Annotated in this window: 16 protein-coding genes and 1 tRNA gene; 5 read left to right on the plus strand and 12 right to left on the minus strand. The window is 46.0% G+C overall.

The annotated features are described in order from the left end of the window. The 6 genes from P8O70_14360 to prfB form a co-directional block, all read right to left on the minus strand. Window positions 1–343 (minus strand): YbgC/FadM family acyl-CoA thioesterase (locus P8O70_14360; protein ID MDG2198034.1); only part of this gene is annotated, 343 nt, incomplete at its 3' end. Then, window positions 336–1,670 carry an MFS transporter gene (locus P8O70_14365; protein ID MDG2198035.1) on the minus strand — a complete coding sequence of 445 codons (1,335 nt, stop codon included), beginning with the start codon at window positions 1,668–1,670 and terminating at the stop codon, window positions 336–338. The genes P8O70_14365 and P8O70_14360, both read right to left, overlap by 8 nt. A gap of 43 nt (window positions 1,671–1,713) precedes the next feature. Continuing rightward, entirely contained in the window at window positions 1,714–2,247 is a 534-nt protein-coding gene (locus P8O70_14370) for a glutathione peroxidase (protein MDG2198036.1), read from the minus strand. A 147-nt stretch (window positions 2,248–2,394) separates the two neighbouring features. Then, window positions 2,395–4,080: a 30S ribosomal protein S1 gene (locus P8O70_14375; protein ID MDG2198037.1), complete on the minus strand. Its 1,686-nt coding sequence runs from the start codon at window positions 4,078–4,080 to the stop codon at window positions 2,395–2,397. A 161-nt stretch (window positions 4,081–4,241) separates the two neighbouring features. Next, window positions 4,242–4,736, minus strand: coding sequence for a YajQ family cyclic di-GMP-binding protein (locus P8O70_14380; GenBank protein ID MDG2198038.1), 495 nt, complete (start codon window positions 4,734–4,736; stop codon window positions 4,242–4,244). Window positions 4,737–4,763: 27 nt separating this feature from the next. Then, window positions 4,764–5,868 (minus strand): peptide chain release factor 2 gene (gene prfB / locus P8O70_14385; protein ID MDG2198039.1). Its coding sequence is split into 2 segments (ribosomal slippage): window positions 4,764–5,795 and window positions 5,797–5,868, totalling 1,104 coding nucleotides; the frame shifts between segments, so codons are not numbered across the junction. Between the two features lie 162 nt (window positions 5,869–6,030). On the opposite strand from prfB, the gene P8O70_14390 reads away from it, so the two are divergent. The 3 genes from P8O70_14390 to P8O70_14400 all read left to right on the plus strand — a co-directional run bounded on the left by P8O70_14390 (window position 6,031) and on the right by P8O70_14400 (window position 8,499). Then, window positions 6,031–6,687, plus strand: coding sequence for a hypothetical protein (locus tag P8O70_14390; protein ID MDG2198040.1), 657 nt, complete (start codon window positions 6,031–6,033; stop codon window positions 6,685–6,687). Next, the gene (locus P8O70_14395) at window positions 6,684–7,388 is read left to right on the plus strand and encodes an HAD hydrolase-like protein (protein ID MDG2198041.1); all 705 of its coding nucleotides are present in this window, start codon (window positions 6,684–6,686) and stop codon (window positions 7,386–7,388) included. Before P8O70_14390 ends, P8O70_14395 begins: the two co-directional genes overlap by 4 nt. A 73-nt stretch (window positions 7,389–7,461) precedes the next feature. Then, complete coding sequence (locus tag P8O70_14400; protein MDG2198042.1) at window positions 7,462–8,499, plus strand: agmatine deiminase family protein; 1,038 nt, start codon at window positions 7,462–7,464, stop codon at window positions 8,497–8,499. A gap of 27 nt (window positions 8,500–8,526) precedes the next feature. Here the strand turns inward: P8O70_14400 and P8O70_14405 are convergent, their stop codons facing one another. The 4 genes from P8O70_14405 to P8O70_14420 form a co-directional block, all read right to left on the minus strand. Continuing rightward, window positions 8,527–9,144: a FecR domain-containing protein gene (locus tag P8O70_14405; GenBank protein ID MDG2198043.1), complete on the minus strand. Its 618-nt coding sequence runs from the start codon at window positions 9,142–9,144 to the stop codon at window positions 8,527–8,529. A gap of 100 nt (window positions 9,145–9,244) precedes the next feature. Then, window positions 9,245–9,787, minus strand: coding sequence for an isoprenylcysteine carboxylmethyltransferase family protein (locus tag P8O70_14410; GenBank protein ID MDG2198044.1), 543 nt, complete (start codon window positions 9,785–9,787; stop codon window positions 9,245–9,247). Then, the gene (locus P8O70_14415) at window positions 9,784–11,463 is read right to left on the minus strand and encodes a BatD family protein (protein ID MDG2198045.1); all 1,680 of its coding nucleotides are present in this window, start codon (window positions 11,461–11,463) and stop codon (window positions 9,784–9,786) included. The genes P8O70_14410 and P8O70_14415 overlap by 4 nt, the downstream gene beginning before the upstream one ends. A 4-nt stretch (window positions 11,464–11,467) precedes the next feature. Next, window positions 11,468–13,402 (minus strand): VWA domain-containing protein, encoded by a 1,935-nt coding sequence (locus tag P8O70_14420; protein ID MDG2198046.1) that lies wholly within the window; start codon window positions 13,400–13,402, stop codon window positions 11,468–11,470. A 106-nt stretch (window positions 13,403–13,508) separates the two neighbouring features. Between P8O70_14420 and P8O70_14425 the strand changes: the two genes are divergently transcribed. Then, window positions 13,509–13,688: a hypothetical protein gene (locus tag P8O70_14425; protein MDG2198047.1), complete on the plus strand. Its 180-nt coding sequence runs from the start codon at window positions 13,509–13,511 to the stop codon at window positions 13,686–13,688. Here P8O70_14425 and P8O70_14430 read toward each other — a convergent pair. Continuing rightward, the gene (locus P8O70_14430) at window positions 13,669–14,319 is read right to left on the minus strand and encodes a CoA pyrophosphatase (protein MDG2198048.1); all 651 of its coding nucleotides are present in this window, start codon (window positions 14,317–14,319) and stop codon (window positions 13,669–13,671) included. The two genes, P8O70_14425 and P8O70_14430, sit on opposite strands and share 20 nt — an antisense overlap. Before the next feature lie 28 nt (window positions 14,320–14,347). Further along, window positions 14,348–14,785: a hypothetical protein gene (locus P8O70_14435; protein MDG2198049.1), complete on the minus strand. Its 438-nt coding sequence runs from the start codon at window positions 14,783–14,785 to the stop codon at window positions 14,348–14,350. A 120-nt stretch (window positions 14,786–14,905) separates the two neighbouring features. Here P8O70_14435 and P8O70_14440 point away from each other — a divergent pair. Further along, window positions 14,906–14,990: transfer RNA gene (locus P8O70_14440), tRNA-Leu, on the plus strand. The last annotated feature ends 159 nt before the right edge of the window (window positions 14,991–15,149 follow it).

Below are 15,149 nucleotides of genomic sequence, written 5' to 3' on the forward strand. Positions count from 1 at the left end.
TGCAAACCAACTCAATCACTGCTTTGACAAGAAGTTGTTGATTAGAGGAGCGTATAATGTTTTGTAGAAATTGAACACGATAGGGGCTGGTCAGGGTGGGTTGTGTTTGCACTTCTAGGCGATCTCCCAAAACGGCGCCACATCGGAAATTCATCTCCGCTCGGTAGACCACGAAAGAGAGATTTTCCTGCTGATGAATTTGGTAGAGGCGTTCTGCTCCTAGAATCTCCGAACGCGCTCTTTCACAATATTTTAGATAGTTCGCATGATAGACCACCCCAGTTATATCCGTATCTTCATAGTAGACGGTCACTGGGAAGCAAAATAGGAGACTTTCAGTCATGCCGTTCCAGAATTCGGGCCTCTCTTCTACCTTGCTCTTCATCAACTTTCCAAAGTAACGCCCCTCCAATCAAGAAAAGAATGGAGATGGAAGCAATGCTCCAGCGAGCTGCTTCTTGCCCAACAGATTCGAGTTCTGCTGCTGAGGGACTGTCTCCTAAAAGCCATCCTTTAGCCATCAGAGCAGTCATACCCATTAGCAAAGGCCCTATGATGGCAGCAAACTTTCCGAGCATGTTATAAAAGCCGAAGTACTCTGCAGTTTGATTTTTTGGAATGAGACGAGCGTAAAACGATCGACTGAGCGCTTGAACTCCCCCTTGAGCAATTCCAATTAGGACAGCGAGCCCATAGAACTCAAATTGACTCTTCATTTGAGTACCCCAGATGGTTACTATCAGATAAATGCCAATTCCAACTAAGATTGATTTGCGACAGTCCCAACGTGTACCCAGTCGGCCAAAAAAAAGTGCTGCTGGAAAGCCTATGAACTGCACCAATAGCAAGGCTGTGATTAAATTACTCGATGAAAAACCGATTGAGAGGCCATAGTCGACAGCCATTCGAATCACAGTACCCACCCCGTCAATGTAAAACCAGTAGGCTGCCAAGAACAGGAAAAGTGTTCGTAGATGCCTTATTTTACGGAAGGTTTCAGCAAGTTGTTGAAATCCAGCAAGAATTGAACTCCTCTTCGCTGGAGTCCCTTGGCTGACTTCGGGAACCCAGAGTAGCGTGAAAACGCTGAATCCACCCCACCACACGGCTACTGTTAGAAAAGACAGCCTCACGGCTTCGGCAGGACCTGCTAATCCAAACCAATCAGGCTGAAGTGTCATTAAGACGTTGATCAGAAAAAGTAGCCCACCACCCAGATAGCCGAGGGCATAGCCAAAGCTTGAAATACGGTCGAGTTGATCATCGGGAACCAAGTCTGCGAGCATCGCATCATAAAAAATGTTCCCACCGGCAAATCCAAAGGAGCCAAAAACGTAGACCAATACAGCCCATTCCCACTGACCCTGCTCAATAAAATAAAGCCCAGCACTCATGAACACCCCGAGATAGGTGAACACTGCGAGCAATGGCTTCTTAAGACGACCTTGATCAGCAATCGCTCCTAGGATGGGTGCAGTCAGAGCAATCAGTAAGCTAGATAAAGAATTCGCAAAACCAAGCTGAGCTGTACTGACACTGACATCTGCTCCAGCACTCCAAAATTGCTTAAAAAAGATAGGAAAAAACCCCGCAATCACAGTCGTAGCAAATACGGAGTTAGCCCAATCATAAAGCGCCCAACCCCAAATTGACTTTCGTGAAACTTCCATAGGAGTGCTGTTTGAAGCGAATATTTAGTGGTTGCCAAAAGTGTTAGAGCAACTTTTCAACATCATTCAGAAGTTGTGGATGATTCGGTGAGACTGTCGAAGGATAACGAGCACTGACCTGCCCTTTCCTGTCGACGAGGAACTTCTCAAAGTTCCAGCGTACTTCCCCACGCATTGCTTGGTAGGCAGATGAATTGGTCAAAAACTCATAAACGGGCTGTTTGTTCAATCCCGTCACAGAAGAACTAGCAAATAAGGGGAAGCTGATTCTGTAGCCCTCACAGAAGTCCTTGATTTCCTCATTGCTGGACAATTCCTGATGGAAATCATTGCTTGGGAAACCTAGGACTACAAATCCTTGATTGCGGTATTTCTGAAAGATTTCCTCCATCGCCTCGTATTGAGGAGTAAATCCGCATCGAGAAGCAGTGTTGACGATCAGTACCACCTTGCCTTTGAATTCACTGAGGGGCAGATTAGAGCCGTCGATGTCAGGGGCGGTTAGTTCAAACAGATTTGCTGCCGATACGTTGGTTATTGATGCCCAAAGGAAGAAGGCGCTGAACAGAAGACGCATAGGACCTCTTGAAAAGAGTTTATTGGGATGGTGTCAGGATCTACTGGAATAAGAAAAATTATCCAGATTCTAGCGTAGGAGATTGTGTAAGGCAGGTCAATGGCTGAGGACAGCTTCCGCAGAAGCCATCCGTCAAGCTCATGGTTTTCAGGCGGTTTCTTCTTCGTTCGTTTCCTCATCTTCTTCAACGGCTCCTTCTCCAGTGAAGTGAGCATTCTTCACCTCGATGATACTCAGGCCCAGCCGTCTTTCCTCTGGATCGATCTTGATCACACGAGCCCGCACCTCTGTATCAACTGGATAGAAATCATTGATTTTATTCTTGGGGACGCTGCCATCAATTTCTGAGATGTGGACCAGTCCCTCTACTCCTTCAAGCACTTCCACGAAGATACCGAAATCAGTGATATTCACTACTCGTCCGACTACCTCTTGATTCAGGGGGAAGTGATCGTCCAGATTTCTCCAGGGATCTTCAGTCAATTGCTTGATTCCCAATGAAAGTCGCTCTTGTTCAACATCTATATTTAGGACCTTAACCTCAATTTCCTCACCTTTTCGAGCAATCTCAGAAGGCTTTCTTTGGCGCTGAGCCCATGAGATATCGGATACATGGACGAGGCCATCAATGCCCTCATCGAGTCCAACAAAGATGCCGAAGTCTGTAATGTTTCTCACTCGACCAGTGACGACTGATCCGATGGGGTATCGGTCTAAAGCTAGTCGCCAAGGATTCGGTTCAGCCTCTTTCATGGACAGAGAGATGCGCTTGCGTTCCACGTCGATTTCCTTGACCACAGCATCGACCTCTTGACCAAGTTGCACCACTTTGGAGGGATGGCGAATTTTCTTGGTCCAGGACATTTCGGAGACGTGAATCAAGCCCTCTACACCTGGCTCCAACTCAATAAAGGCACCATAATCCGTAAGGCTGACAATGCGTCCTGTAATTTTAGTTCCCGCAGAATAGTTCTCGGAAACTGATTCCCAAGGATTCTGAGTCTTCTGCTTCAGTCCTAAGGATACTTTCTGCTCATCTGGGTTGTACTTCAGAACCAGTACTTCAACTTCGTCTCCAATGCTGAACATCTCAGAGGGGTGAACGATACGTCCCCAAGTCATATCCGTGATGTGCAACAATCCATCTACTCCACCCAAATCAACGAAGACACCGTAGTCGGTAATGTTCTTGACGACACCAAGAATATTTGCGCCTTCATGCAGAATTTCGAGGGTCTTCTTGCGCTTCTCTTCTCGATCGATTTCCAGCAATGCTCTTCGAGAGAGGACAATGTTACCACGCTTCTGGTTAAACTTGAGAATTTTGAAGTCAAAGGACTCACCCAGAAGTTTGTCCAAGTTGCGAACTGGGCGAAGATCTACCTGTGAACCTGGCAAGAATGCCTTGACACCGATATCGACGGATAGACCGCCCTTAATTCGGTTGATGATTGCGCCGGTAACGATTCCATCTTCTTCGTAAATTTTGCCAATTTTCTCCCAGACTCTGAGTTTCTCAGCTTTTGTTTTGGAGATGCTCGTGATGCCATCGTCTTCTTCCAAGGCCTCAACATAAACTTCGACCTGGTCACCAATGTTGGCTGTAAGGGTGCCTTCGGAGTTCAGGAATTCTTCGGTAGGGATCAGACAATCTGATTTGAAGCCGATGTCGACAGTTACGTAATCCTTGCCGATAGTAGTGACAACACCGGTGATGATTTCTTGTTCGCTGATGCCAACAAGGGTCTCATCGTAAAGCAGGTCAAAGTCTTCGCTTTCCTCAAAGAAAACGATTGGTTCAAGTTCAGTAGAAGTGGAGATTGATTCGGTCACGAAGTAGCCTCAGTTTAAGGAAACGGAAGTGTTTGCCGATGCACGACCGGTTGAGGTTGAAAAGCGCGGCATCCGTGCAGGGAGTTCTCCCCAATCATTCCGCAAATAATAGGCAAAAACATTTCATTTTACCTGTAAAACGCCATTTTTGTCAAGCCGATTCAACGGTAGTTGATAAACTGCATATCAAAGTCAAAATCGGCATCCTTCAATCCTTGGATGACCACCTGTAAATCATCTTTGCTCTTGCCAGTCACACGAACCAAATCCCCGTTCACTTGGGGTTGGACTTTCACTTTCAAGTTCTTGATTTGCTGATTAATACTTTTGCATTGGTCCTTGGAGAGGCCCTGTTGAATTGAAATCTTCTTCTTCAGGACTTTTCCAGTAGGTTCGGTCTTTCCGTAGACGAGGCTTTTGACGGGCACGTTACGCTTAAGCATCTTGGTCAAAAGGATGTCAGTCACTGCCTGCAATTTATACTCATCTTCAGCAGTCAATTGTAGACTCGGTTCTTCTTTATCCAGATCAATTTCTGCAGTGGAACCACGGAAGTCATAGCGAGTAGTGATCTCCCGTTTAGCTTGATCAACTGCATTTGTCACTTCTTGAAGATCAACTTGGCAGACCACATCAAAGGAGTAACTGGATGCCATAATTAAGTACTCATTTAAGTTGTTCAGTCAGCAGACTTTCTGGGAAAGTGCTGCCTTGATAAAGCCGTCTAAATCACCATTCAGAACAGCTTCCGAGTTTCCCTTCTCATAGCCAGTTCGATGATCTTTGACCATCTGGTATGGATGCAGCACGTAACTTCGAATTTGGCTACCCCAGGCAATGTCTTGCTTTTGGCTATTTTGCTCATCTTTTTCTGCATTGAGCAGAGCTTGCTCACGCTCATAAAGTCGAGCTTTGAGGATTTTCATTGCAGAAGAGCGGTTCTTGTGTTGCGAGCGTTCATTTTGGCACTGGACAACGATTCCAGTTGGGAGGTGCGTAATGCGCACAGCACTGTCTGTGGTGTTCACATGCTGCCCACCAGCCCCACTTGCCCGATAGGTGTCTATCTTTAAATCATCAGTCCTGATATCAATCTCAATTTCTTCATCGATGTCAGCATAGACAAATACGGAAGCAAATGACGTGTGCCTTCGCTTGTTAGCATCAAAAGGGGAAATTCTTACGAGTCGATGAACCCCAATCTCTGCACGCAAACGTCCGTAGGCATGAACTCCTTTCACAGCAAAAGTTGCTGATTTTAAGCCTGCCTCCTCGCCTGGCTGATAATCCATCACTTCCACAGAATAATCATGATCGTTTGCCCAGCGAAGGTACATATTGTATAGCATGGAAGCCCAATCTGTAGATTCAGTACCTCCGGCTCCAGGATGAATATTGACGATGGCGTCTTTGTCATCGTTCTCCCCACTGAACAGGCTAAAGATTTCGAGACTATCGAGCTTTTGTTGCAGGTTTATGAGGTTTGTCTGGATTTCCTGAAGAAGATCGGTGTCTTCTTCCTCACGATAAAGTTCTGCAGCGGCCTCTAAATCATCTTGGAGTTGGCGCATCTTGTTGAGATTTTCAAGCAAATCGCCCAACTGCGAAGCTTCTTTCAATAAGGTAGTACGTTCTTCGGCAGGTAATTCCCAGAAGTCACCTCGTGAGGAGCGACCTTCTAGTTCTTTCAGATGTTCAGTTTTGACAGGGACTTCAAAGATACCCTTCTAGCTTGCCCAAGCGCTCCGAGAGGCTGACGATTCGGCCACTGATCTCTTCGCTCAACATGGTGTAAACCTTTCAACGATTAGAAAATGCTGTTTAAAAATAAGATTGTAAAAAAAATTATTATCAAGAAAAATTAGATCGAACATCAAGCTGAAACCCTCTGTGTTAATCAGACTATTTTCGTTTACTCACCCCAGTTACCTCAAATACACTTTCTAAATAATGCGTTTCATCCACATTATTGGCCTCACACTGCTCTGCCTTTATGGTTGCCAGCTGCCGGTGATCACCGGCAAAAACAACTTTTTTGATTATCGAAATGAACGGGTAGCTATCATAGGATTTAAGGCGGCAGATAATGTTCCACAGAATGTTTGGGATGGAATGCTGAATACCGCCAGGCAGCAAATTCAGAATCACCAAGAGGTAAATCAGGCTTTTTTTGCTAAGGATGCACCAGCAGCTCGAGTGCCCGAATCGAATCTTGCGGTACGTCTACAACGCTTCACAACGACTCTCGCTTTGACAGGAATAGCCGATCGAGATCTGGCCCTCCCTCTTCAGGAAGATTTGGATGCAAATCTCCTGTTTCTGCTACAACTGGAGGATTATTCATGTAGCAAAGATTGTCCTGGGAAACGTCAATTCTTGATGCGATTGAAGCTGTTGGATTTTCAGTCGGGTGAAACCTTGTATCAGGCTCGTCTAAATTATCAGCTTAACGAGTATGAGGAAGAGACACAGGCACTGTCTAAGTTAATCACCAACTGGAATGGGCGTTTGTTGAATCGCTGGGCAGCAGATTTCAAAACTCCCTGGCATCGCTGGCGATACGAAAATCTGAAGCCATTGGCTGCCAATGCGGTTAACTCAAAATGAGTGTTGGTCAAGAGATGAACTTCGACTGGTTGGGTTATCAACTCTATCTTTTCGACCTCGATGATACCTTACTCATGACTCGTGCAGCGATACGGGCAAGTTGGCGCAAAACTCTTCAGCATCAGAGTTTGACAGGTAAAACTGTAGAGGAATGGATAGAGACCCTCCGAGGTTTTACGTTACTCTATGGAACCACTGCAGATCAGGAGTATTGGCAAGCATTTGCTATTGAAGTTACTGGGGAGTTGATCAAGCCCCATCCTTTTGGAGAAGAACTCTGTAGGACAAACCGAGAGAACTATTGGCAAGTACTCCAACCCGCTCCGAACATATTTAGTATTCTCGAACGTCTTCGCGAAGAAGGCCGTCAGTTGGCACTGATCACAAATGGGTTGATTGAACTACAAACTCAGAAATTAACTAGAGTTGGGCTAGCTGATTACTTTCAAGAACACGTCTATTGCTCCGACCAATATGCATGGGCTCATCAAAAACCTTCTCCACATATGCTGAACCAAGTCCTGGAGATGTGCGACATGAGTCCTGAAGCAGCTGTTTTCTTTGGAAACGCTTCGATTGATGTGCTAGCAGGCAACATGGCTGGGGTGACCACTGTTGCAGTCGCTGAGCTTAATAACCCTCGTGAGCTACGGTTACTAACAGCTGATTACCATCTTAGTGAGTGGCCCGCAGAGATCTGACATCACTTGCTTCCGCGATCCTCACAACCGAAATTCCTGCTTTTCTTCCTTCACTCCTAATCAAATCCTTTAAATGAAATTAGAACACGGTTGGCGCATGCCTGCTGAATGGGCCCTTCATCAGTGTTGTTGGATCGCTTGGCCATGCAGAGAGGCAACGTTTCATGGCAGGTTTGACGAAGCAAAGAGAGATGTGGCAGCAGTCGCACAGAGCATTGCCAGTGCTGAAAACGTCAAATTACTCGTGAGAGAGGCAGATTTTGAGGAAGCCACTAAGCTTTGTGGCCCTGCCGTGCAGCTTGTCAAATTCGAACTCAGTGACTCTTGGACGAGAGATTCTGGACCTAGCTTTGTTTTAAATGAACTTCATGAATTGGCGGGAGTTGATTGGTACTTCAATGCCTACGGAAGTCTTCCTCTTCAAGAAGATGGTTCACCTGTTTCAGATCCCGAATTCGCTAATGATCAAACTTTGGCAAAACAGATTCTGGAGAGTGAGGAAATTTCCCGTTTGATTGGTCCTTTGGTTTTGGAGGGAGGCAGCATTCATGTGGATGGGAGAGGGACTTTGCTTACCACAGAACAGTGCCTACTAAGCCGAAATTCTGGTAAGACCCGACTGGAAATTGAAGGATTGCTATCAGAATTTTTAGGAACTTCTAAAACCATCTGGCTTGGAGAGGGACTGCAAGATGATGAAACAAAAGGACATGTGGATAATCTTGCTTGCTTTGTAAATGAAGGGGTCGTTTTGGCTCTTAACTGCGAAGATTCCCAAGATCCAAACTATGAACCTCTCAAAGACAACTTGCGGCGCCTTCGGTTGGCAACGGACGCAAATGGGCGGTCGCTAGAGGTCTTTACAATCAATCAGCCGCCTGCAGCCTTTCGAAGGAATGGAGATCGGCTGAGTCAATCCTATTTGAATTTTTATCTAGCCAATGGTGCGGTGATCTGTCCAGCATTTGGATACTCAACAGAAGATGAGGCCGCTCTAGAACGATTAAAAAGCTTATTTCCAAATCGAAGAGTCATTCCAGTTCCCATCTCGAACCTGATTCATGGTGGCGGAGGTATTCATTGCATCACTCAACAGCAGCCATTTGGGTGAAATTCAGTCAGTCCCAAAACAATTTGGCTACAAACGTAACCAGCTCATTTCATGAGGAACGTTGCCCAATTCGATGATGCGTTTGATACCTAGATCATCGTGATTGGTGACCAAGTCCAAAGGCTGAATTTCTGTATTATGCTCATCACCTCTACCGAACAATGCAGTGTGGTAGCTTGCGGATAGAGGCATTAGTGCTTCCCCATTACTCCCTTGCAAATCAACCTGCCCATAACATAGACAAAAGTACGATTGATTAGGTTCACCAAGCCAATCAGCTTCTGCATGGAATACAGTTCCTTTCACACCTACCTGAAGCGCAGGCATTCGAAGTCGGTACTTCCGATTTCTTTTCTGAGTGATGGCAGCTGTGACACTTCCCCTTTCCAAGTTGATTTGTCCACCTTTCTTCTCAAGAACCAGTTGTGCTTTAGCGTAGCTGTTAAGTTGGAAGGCGCTTTGGTCTGGAGCCCCCAGAATCATTTCACTGTCCTGATCTAATTTGAGGACCTCACCACTGAATATCTGATCACCAACCTCCAATAGTTTTTGTGTCTGGGCTATTCCACGTAAAGCCAGAACTTGCAGAGTGTCCGCCTGTATTTTGGACGATTCCTGAGCCCTCAGATCTATCGGTGAGACCAAAGAACTGCTTTTCTGGCAAGAACCCAATGCCAAGAGTGAGATAGATTGAAGGCTTCTCTTCAGCAATTTTCGGCGGTTACAGCAACAGGAATACATAAAATCAATCTTTGAAGACCTGTTGATAAGCACAATAGTCCGTCAAGGCTTTTTCTTCACAACGAATTCGATGAAAGAGAAGAATGGCGTTGGCAATTGAGAAGAACATGGAGGTCCAGATTGCAGAATGCAACAAAGGGAAAAAAGCGATCTCCAAGACTACACCAAGGTAGTTGGGATGACGAAAGTAGTGATAGAGGCCACTGCGAAGAGCTTCTTTCCCAGGAACCAGAACAATTTTAGTGTTCCAGTGTTTTCCTAAAGTCAAAATGGCATGATAGCGAAGGCCCTGACCGATAATAACAAAAATCATTGATGGCCCAGCGAGAATCCATGAAAATTCCCTCTCCAGGAACCAAACTTCCGAGAGCATCGATAGTATCCAGCCACTATGTAGAGCAACCATCACTGGATAATGTCTCGGAAAAAACTCCTCACCACCATTTTCCAGCAAAATTTTGATGTTTTGCTGACTCCGCTTGAGTTCCCAAAAGCGTTGTAGAACGAGTAATCCAACAACTCCACTGAATAGTAGCGCGCTGCTCATGCGGACTTGCGCCACCAAAGGCGTTCAGATTCAGGTGTGTTGAGCGGTTCTTTTTTTATGGGGTCTGCTGGAAGCTCACAGAGCCAATTTAGCAAGCCTGAAGGATCCCAGTGACGAGAATCTTTTCCATAACAGTAACGATCCAAGTCTTTCAAAATGGTTTGAGCATCAGGAAATTCTCTGTAGAGATCAGTCCAGCTAGGGTTAGGCGAAGGATGCCACGAACGAAGCCAACTCATGAGCGCACTTCTACTGCGGAGGGCATTCCCACTTCGCAACGCATCCAAAGCATCCCGGTAGGCTTGACGAATTGTTGGTGATTCCTCCTGCAAGGCCTTAGGTGCATTGTTTGGCTTGGCTGATTGGGTTTTTGAAGTCCAGAACCAGAGGCCTATTGTCCCAGTCCAAAGTACCAGTAGAGCAGCACTGATCGATTGCCAAAGCCAACTATCAGAATTCATCTCTTCCGTCGCTAAGCGCTCCATCATTGGCGTCGTCACCGTTGTATCAAGGGGTTGGAGCTGGGTTGGTGCAAGGGCAGCAGGCAAAATTTCAATAGTCCGTTCCGGTAGTCGTGCAACTTGGGATTGGTTGGTTTGTAAGTTCCACCAATTGATTTCGATAGCAGGTAGCTTTATTTTCCCTGGTTTTGTTGGAACCAGAGCAAAACTTTGGAATCGTTCACCGGTGACCCAGTGGTTGTCATTGCTTGTTTTCACTTCCGCTGGATCAGAATAGATCTTGAGTGAGTCTCGCTTGCTCATGCTCCACTCAGGTAGTTGCTCTCCAAGTAGCCCAGTTGCCCGCAATCGAATCTGCCGAGAAACTGAATCCCCAACACGAAAGACAGGTGGGTTGGGATCCCATTGTTCTTGGAGCACCATTTCCTGAGCTGGCAGCCACCATCCTTGTGTATCCCTTGGGACCGGAATAACTCGAACTTGTTGAGAGGGTGTTTGCAGGACTACTCGTTGGGTTTTTGCTCCAAGATGCCGATTCAGACCCTGAAACAGGCTTTGCCCTTTAGAAGCTAGAATCGCTTCTCCTTGATAAGTTAAGACCGGGATTTCTAGAGTCCCACTTACTTGGGGAAAGATTGCGTATCGTAGAGTAGTGATGTTAAGTCGGCGGCCATTGAGTACTTGCTGTTCATTTTGCTGATCCAGCAATTTGAAAGGGACGTTGGGTAGGTCAGGTGGTGTCAGGCTCTCGTTTTCAACTGGAATTCCTCGTTCTAGGCGAATTTCCAAAACCAGCTGCTGTTGCGGATAGACTTGTCGTGGTTCGACTCGGGCGACTATCTCAATTGGCAGAGCCATTTGGTGACTCTTGCGATCAGCGATCTCCAGTTGGATTTCCTCTGTCTGTTCGTTCCCCAGTTGAAAGGGAGGAATTCTGAGGACTCCAGCCTGGTTTGGCAAAATAGTAAAAATCCAGCGATGTGCTTTGGAAATACTACCATTGATGATGGACGTTTGGCTTTGAGTGCTTCGACTCAGGATTTTTAGTCCATCCATTTCTGGGATCTGTAAATCTCCATCTTCTTCAGCCTCAACAATCAGTTGAAAGGCTTCTCCTTGCACAAACACATCCCCTTGAACCCATGAACTCAGGGCCGCAAACAAGGGTTGATGGCTGAACATCATCAGCAGGAATAAACCAAGCAACCAACGCATATTTTTACCAAAAATTTGTTTCGTGATTTAGTTCCGAAGCCTGTCTTCTACGAAGACTCTCCAAGCGCATCTTGTTTCGAAGTAGTTGTCCGGGATCATCAGGAACTTTTCGAAGCCATTGTTGAAGTGTTTGTTGCTGCTCTTCTTTCTCATTTCCTTTGAGATAAGCTGCAGCTTGATCTGATTGCTCTTCTTTCTCACTTTCATTTCCTTCTTCGGGAGTCAGTAGATCTTTCTGTCCGGTTTTCTCTTGATTCTCGGAATCAGTAGTCTCTTTGTCACTAGCTGAACCTGTATTACCTTGATCAGATTTTTGTTCACTTGGCTGTCCTGTAGAATCTTCTGATCCTTGGCTATCATCAGGTTTTGGGGCTTGTTCGGCCGACTGTTGATTGTTTTGCGTAGAGTCTCCATTCGCTGTGTCATTGTTTTCTGGCAGCTGATTTTGTTCAGGTGGGTCTCCTGAGGATGCAGCCTGATCAGTCTGTTCCTGCGAATCTTCTTCGCCTTCTTCTTGTCGGTTTGGATTGCCTCCGGATGACTTGTCTTCCTGAGATTGCTTTTGTTGTGAATCAAGTAGATTTGCAACTAGATCTCTATTGAATTGGGCATCCTCCCAGTCTGGTTTAGCAGCTAAAGCCTGATCATACGCTTCAAGGGCCTCAGGAAATTTTCCATTCCTTGCAAGTGCGTTCCCTCGATTGTAGGACGTTATTGGACTTTCTTCATTTGACCAATATTGCAGTGCTTCTTCATATTCCTGAGCCTTGTAGGCAGCGATTCCTTGCCACGTGGAGTCATCAAAAGTCTGTGCTGCTTCAGCGGCTTGACCTTCTTCCAAAAGCTCGTAGGCACGTTGATTGTCATTGATGAAAAGCTCTCTCCACTCCCATGCTTGACTCAATGACGGCCAACTTGTCAGGACAAGCACAAAAAGCCATCCTCTCCGGAAGATCATAGCTACCAACGGTAACAATAAAACAAACAACCATGGTCCTTCTTCTCTCCAGCGATCGGTCGAGAGTTCCTCCTCTTGTTCCTGAAATCCCTGATCCTTTTCTTCAAATGCAACTAACCGGTCCAGGTCACTATCGTCATACTGCACAGGCAGAACCTGACCACCAAGGGCTTCAGCAACCGCTTTCAAGGGGGATAAGTCCAGTTGAGGTATGACAATGTTATTGTTGGTGTCCTTCAGATAATTGCCTTTTTCCAAAACGATAGGTGCTCCACTCGGAGTTCCGACTGCAAGGACAGTGAGTTTGTGCCTCTGTGATGACAAAAGGTTTTGAAGGGGCTTGATTTGCTGATCATCGATCCCATCAGTGATCCAAACCAAGTGGCTATTTGGGATATCAACTTGATTGAGCATTTCAATCACTTTTTCAAAGGCTAGGTCTGGCTGACTCCCACGAACAGGCATCAGGCTGGGATGAAGAGAGGGCAATAAAGTGCGGATTGTCTCTACATCCTCAGTCAAGGGGACTAGCGTATGGGCATCACCTGCGTACAACACAATTGCTGTTTGGCCTTCCTGAAATCGGGTTAGGAGATCCTCAATCTTGTATCGTGCCCGTTCCAATCTATTTGGTTGTAAATCTGTTGCAAGCATCGAATAGGAAAGATCAAGCAGAATTACTCGAGCCTGATCACGAACCATCAGTGGTTGAGGAAGGCGTTCCCAAGCTGGTCCAGCCAGGGCAAGAGTGCCTAGAATCCAGATCAGAGCAAAGCCAACTTGAAGCTGTTTTTTTCGATGTTGGCTGATTTGGGAGGATACAACGAACAAGCGCTGGAGAGGAGGAGAGATCCATTGCACCCAATCAATCTGGGAACTTTGGATTTTTGGAAGAAACCACAATATTACCCCCCAAAGAGGTAGCAACCAGAGCAACTCTACTCTGAGGAAATGAAACTCTGAAAGAGCAGGAATTTCCATTGATGAAGTCAGTAAATCAAAAGACGACGCAAGTTTTCAAAAAAATTACCGATAATTTTGCCATGGCCAAAAAACTTTGCCAAGCCACCTTGGACATGGAGAATATATGCGTCAAGATTGGAATTTAGAATTTCGGCTCTTGGAATCTGCTCTGCAGGTGAGGGATTATGTGCAATTGAGTCAACGTCCAAAGAATCTGCAGAGCCCCTCACAAACGTCAAAGCCTATATCGGTCAATCCTAGCTGGGAAATGGCTCTTCGAGAAGCTATGCAACCGACGGATTGAGAGAAGACTCTCGATGATTCTGAGCTGCCACAATCCAATGTGGGGCTCGTGGATGATGTAAGGGATGAATCGATTGGTGTCCGAGGCCCAGTTCCAGCAAGCGAAGAATCATCAGCGCAGTCATACCCCAGATGTGATAGTCCTTGAATTGGAAGTGGTGTGTGAAGTGCGGATACGGACGCTTCTCAAGGTGTTGTCGAAGTTGATGCTGTGTAGGGTCTAAAAACAATGAGATTGGGACCCAGAAGCAACTCTCGATTTCAGCCTCATTGATCTTTGGCTCAAATTGATCTGGTATTCTTGCAACGAAAGGTGATACAAGACATCCATGAGGTGAGAGCATCTGCTCCAGTTCCCCTACAAAACGAATCTGTTCTTGTTCTAGCCCAACCTCCTCACGGCTCTCCCTGATAGAAGTACAATAATCTGATTTGTCTTCCTGATCTCTTTTGCCTCCCGGAAAAGACACATGTCCTGAAAAGCTTCGGAGCTTGGCAGATCGCCTTGTCAATAGTAAGGAAGGTTCACCCCGCTGCAGACTGAGGGGAATTAAAACAGAGGCTCTGTTCGTAACGAGTTCGTTGGTAGGGGGATGATGCCCTCTCAATCGATCTTCAATTTGTTGCAGCATGAGGTGATTGCCGTTGACCAGAATCTTTTCATGGGGTGAAAAAGAGATCCCGGTTGATTTTTAGATAGCGTCGAACCGACTCATTAATCTGTCGTGCGGCTCCCTGACAAGTTTTTGCGTAGGGAGGAGTGAAGCGGATGTTTTTTTGTTGAGTATTGCCAAAAATGTCACGTTCTAAAGAACTGTCCAAAACATAACAGGCTGAGCGAGTGGATTCCAATTCATTGGCATTCTGCTGGACACAGAGATCCAGTAATTCCACTGCAGAATACGAAGGCAGTTGGAAAAAACCTTGAGCTTCAAGCAGAGAACTGAGTGCGTTGATCGCCGCTTGCACGCTCTGCAGGCAGCTTAGTTCTGGGTTGGAATTTTGTAGATCTTGAGCAGTTCGCAAATCATCATTGGACTGATCCCACATCACTTTTGCCCGTTGCAGACTCCGTTCTGATGGAGCAATTTTCTGCATAATTTGATCTCCTAATTTTACTTTTCAGAATATCTCCCAGAAACATAAAAGGCAATCAATGCTCCGGATTCAAAACCACTGGACAAGGTTTGGCAGGTATCATAACTTAGACAGTCCAATGCGAGTGTGGTGGAATTGGTAGACACGCCAGATTTAGGATCTGGTGCAGCAATGCGTGGGGGTTCGAGTCCCTTCACTCGCACCATCCAAGCATAAATTCCTCATTGAATTCAGTAGTTTGGTCATAGTTAGTTTGACCAAAATCCCTTAAATTTTCGGGAAACCCCATCTTACGACGGAACTAGTAACTGTTTTAGTAACTGCAAGCACGGTTACGAAAGGTTCTAGTGCCCCGTTTGACCCC

It is taken from the genome of SAR324 cluster bacterium (genome assembly GCA_029245725.1).
GTDB lineage: Bacteria > SAR324 > SAR324 > SAR324 > NAC60-12 > JCVI-SCAAA005.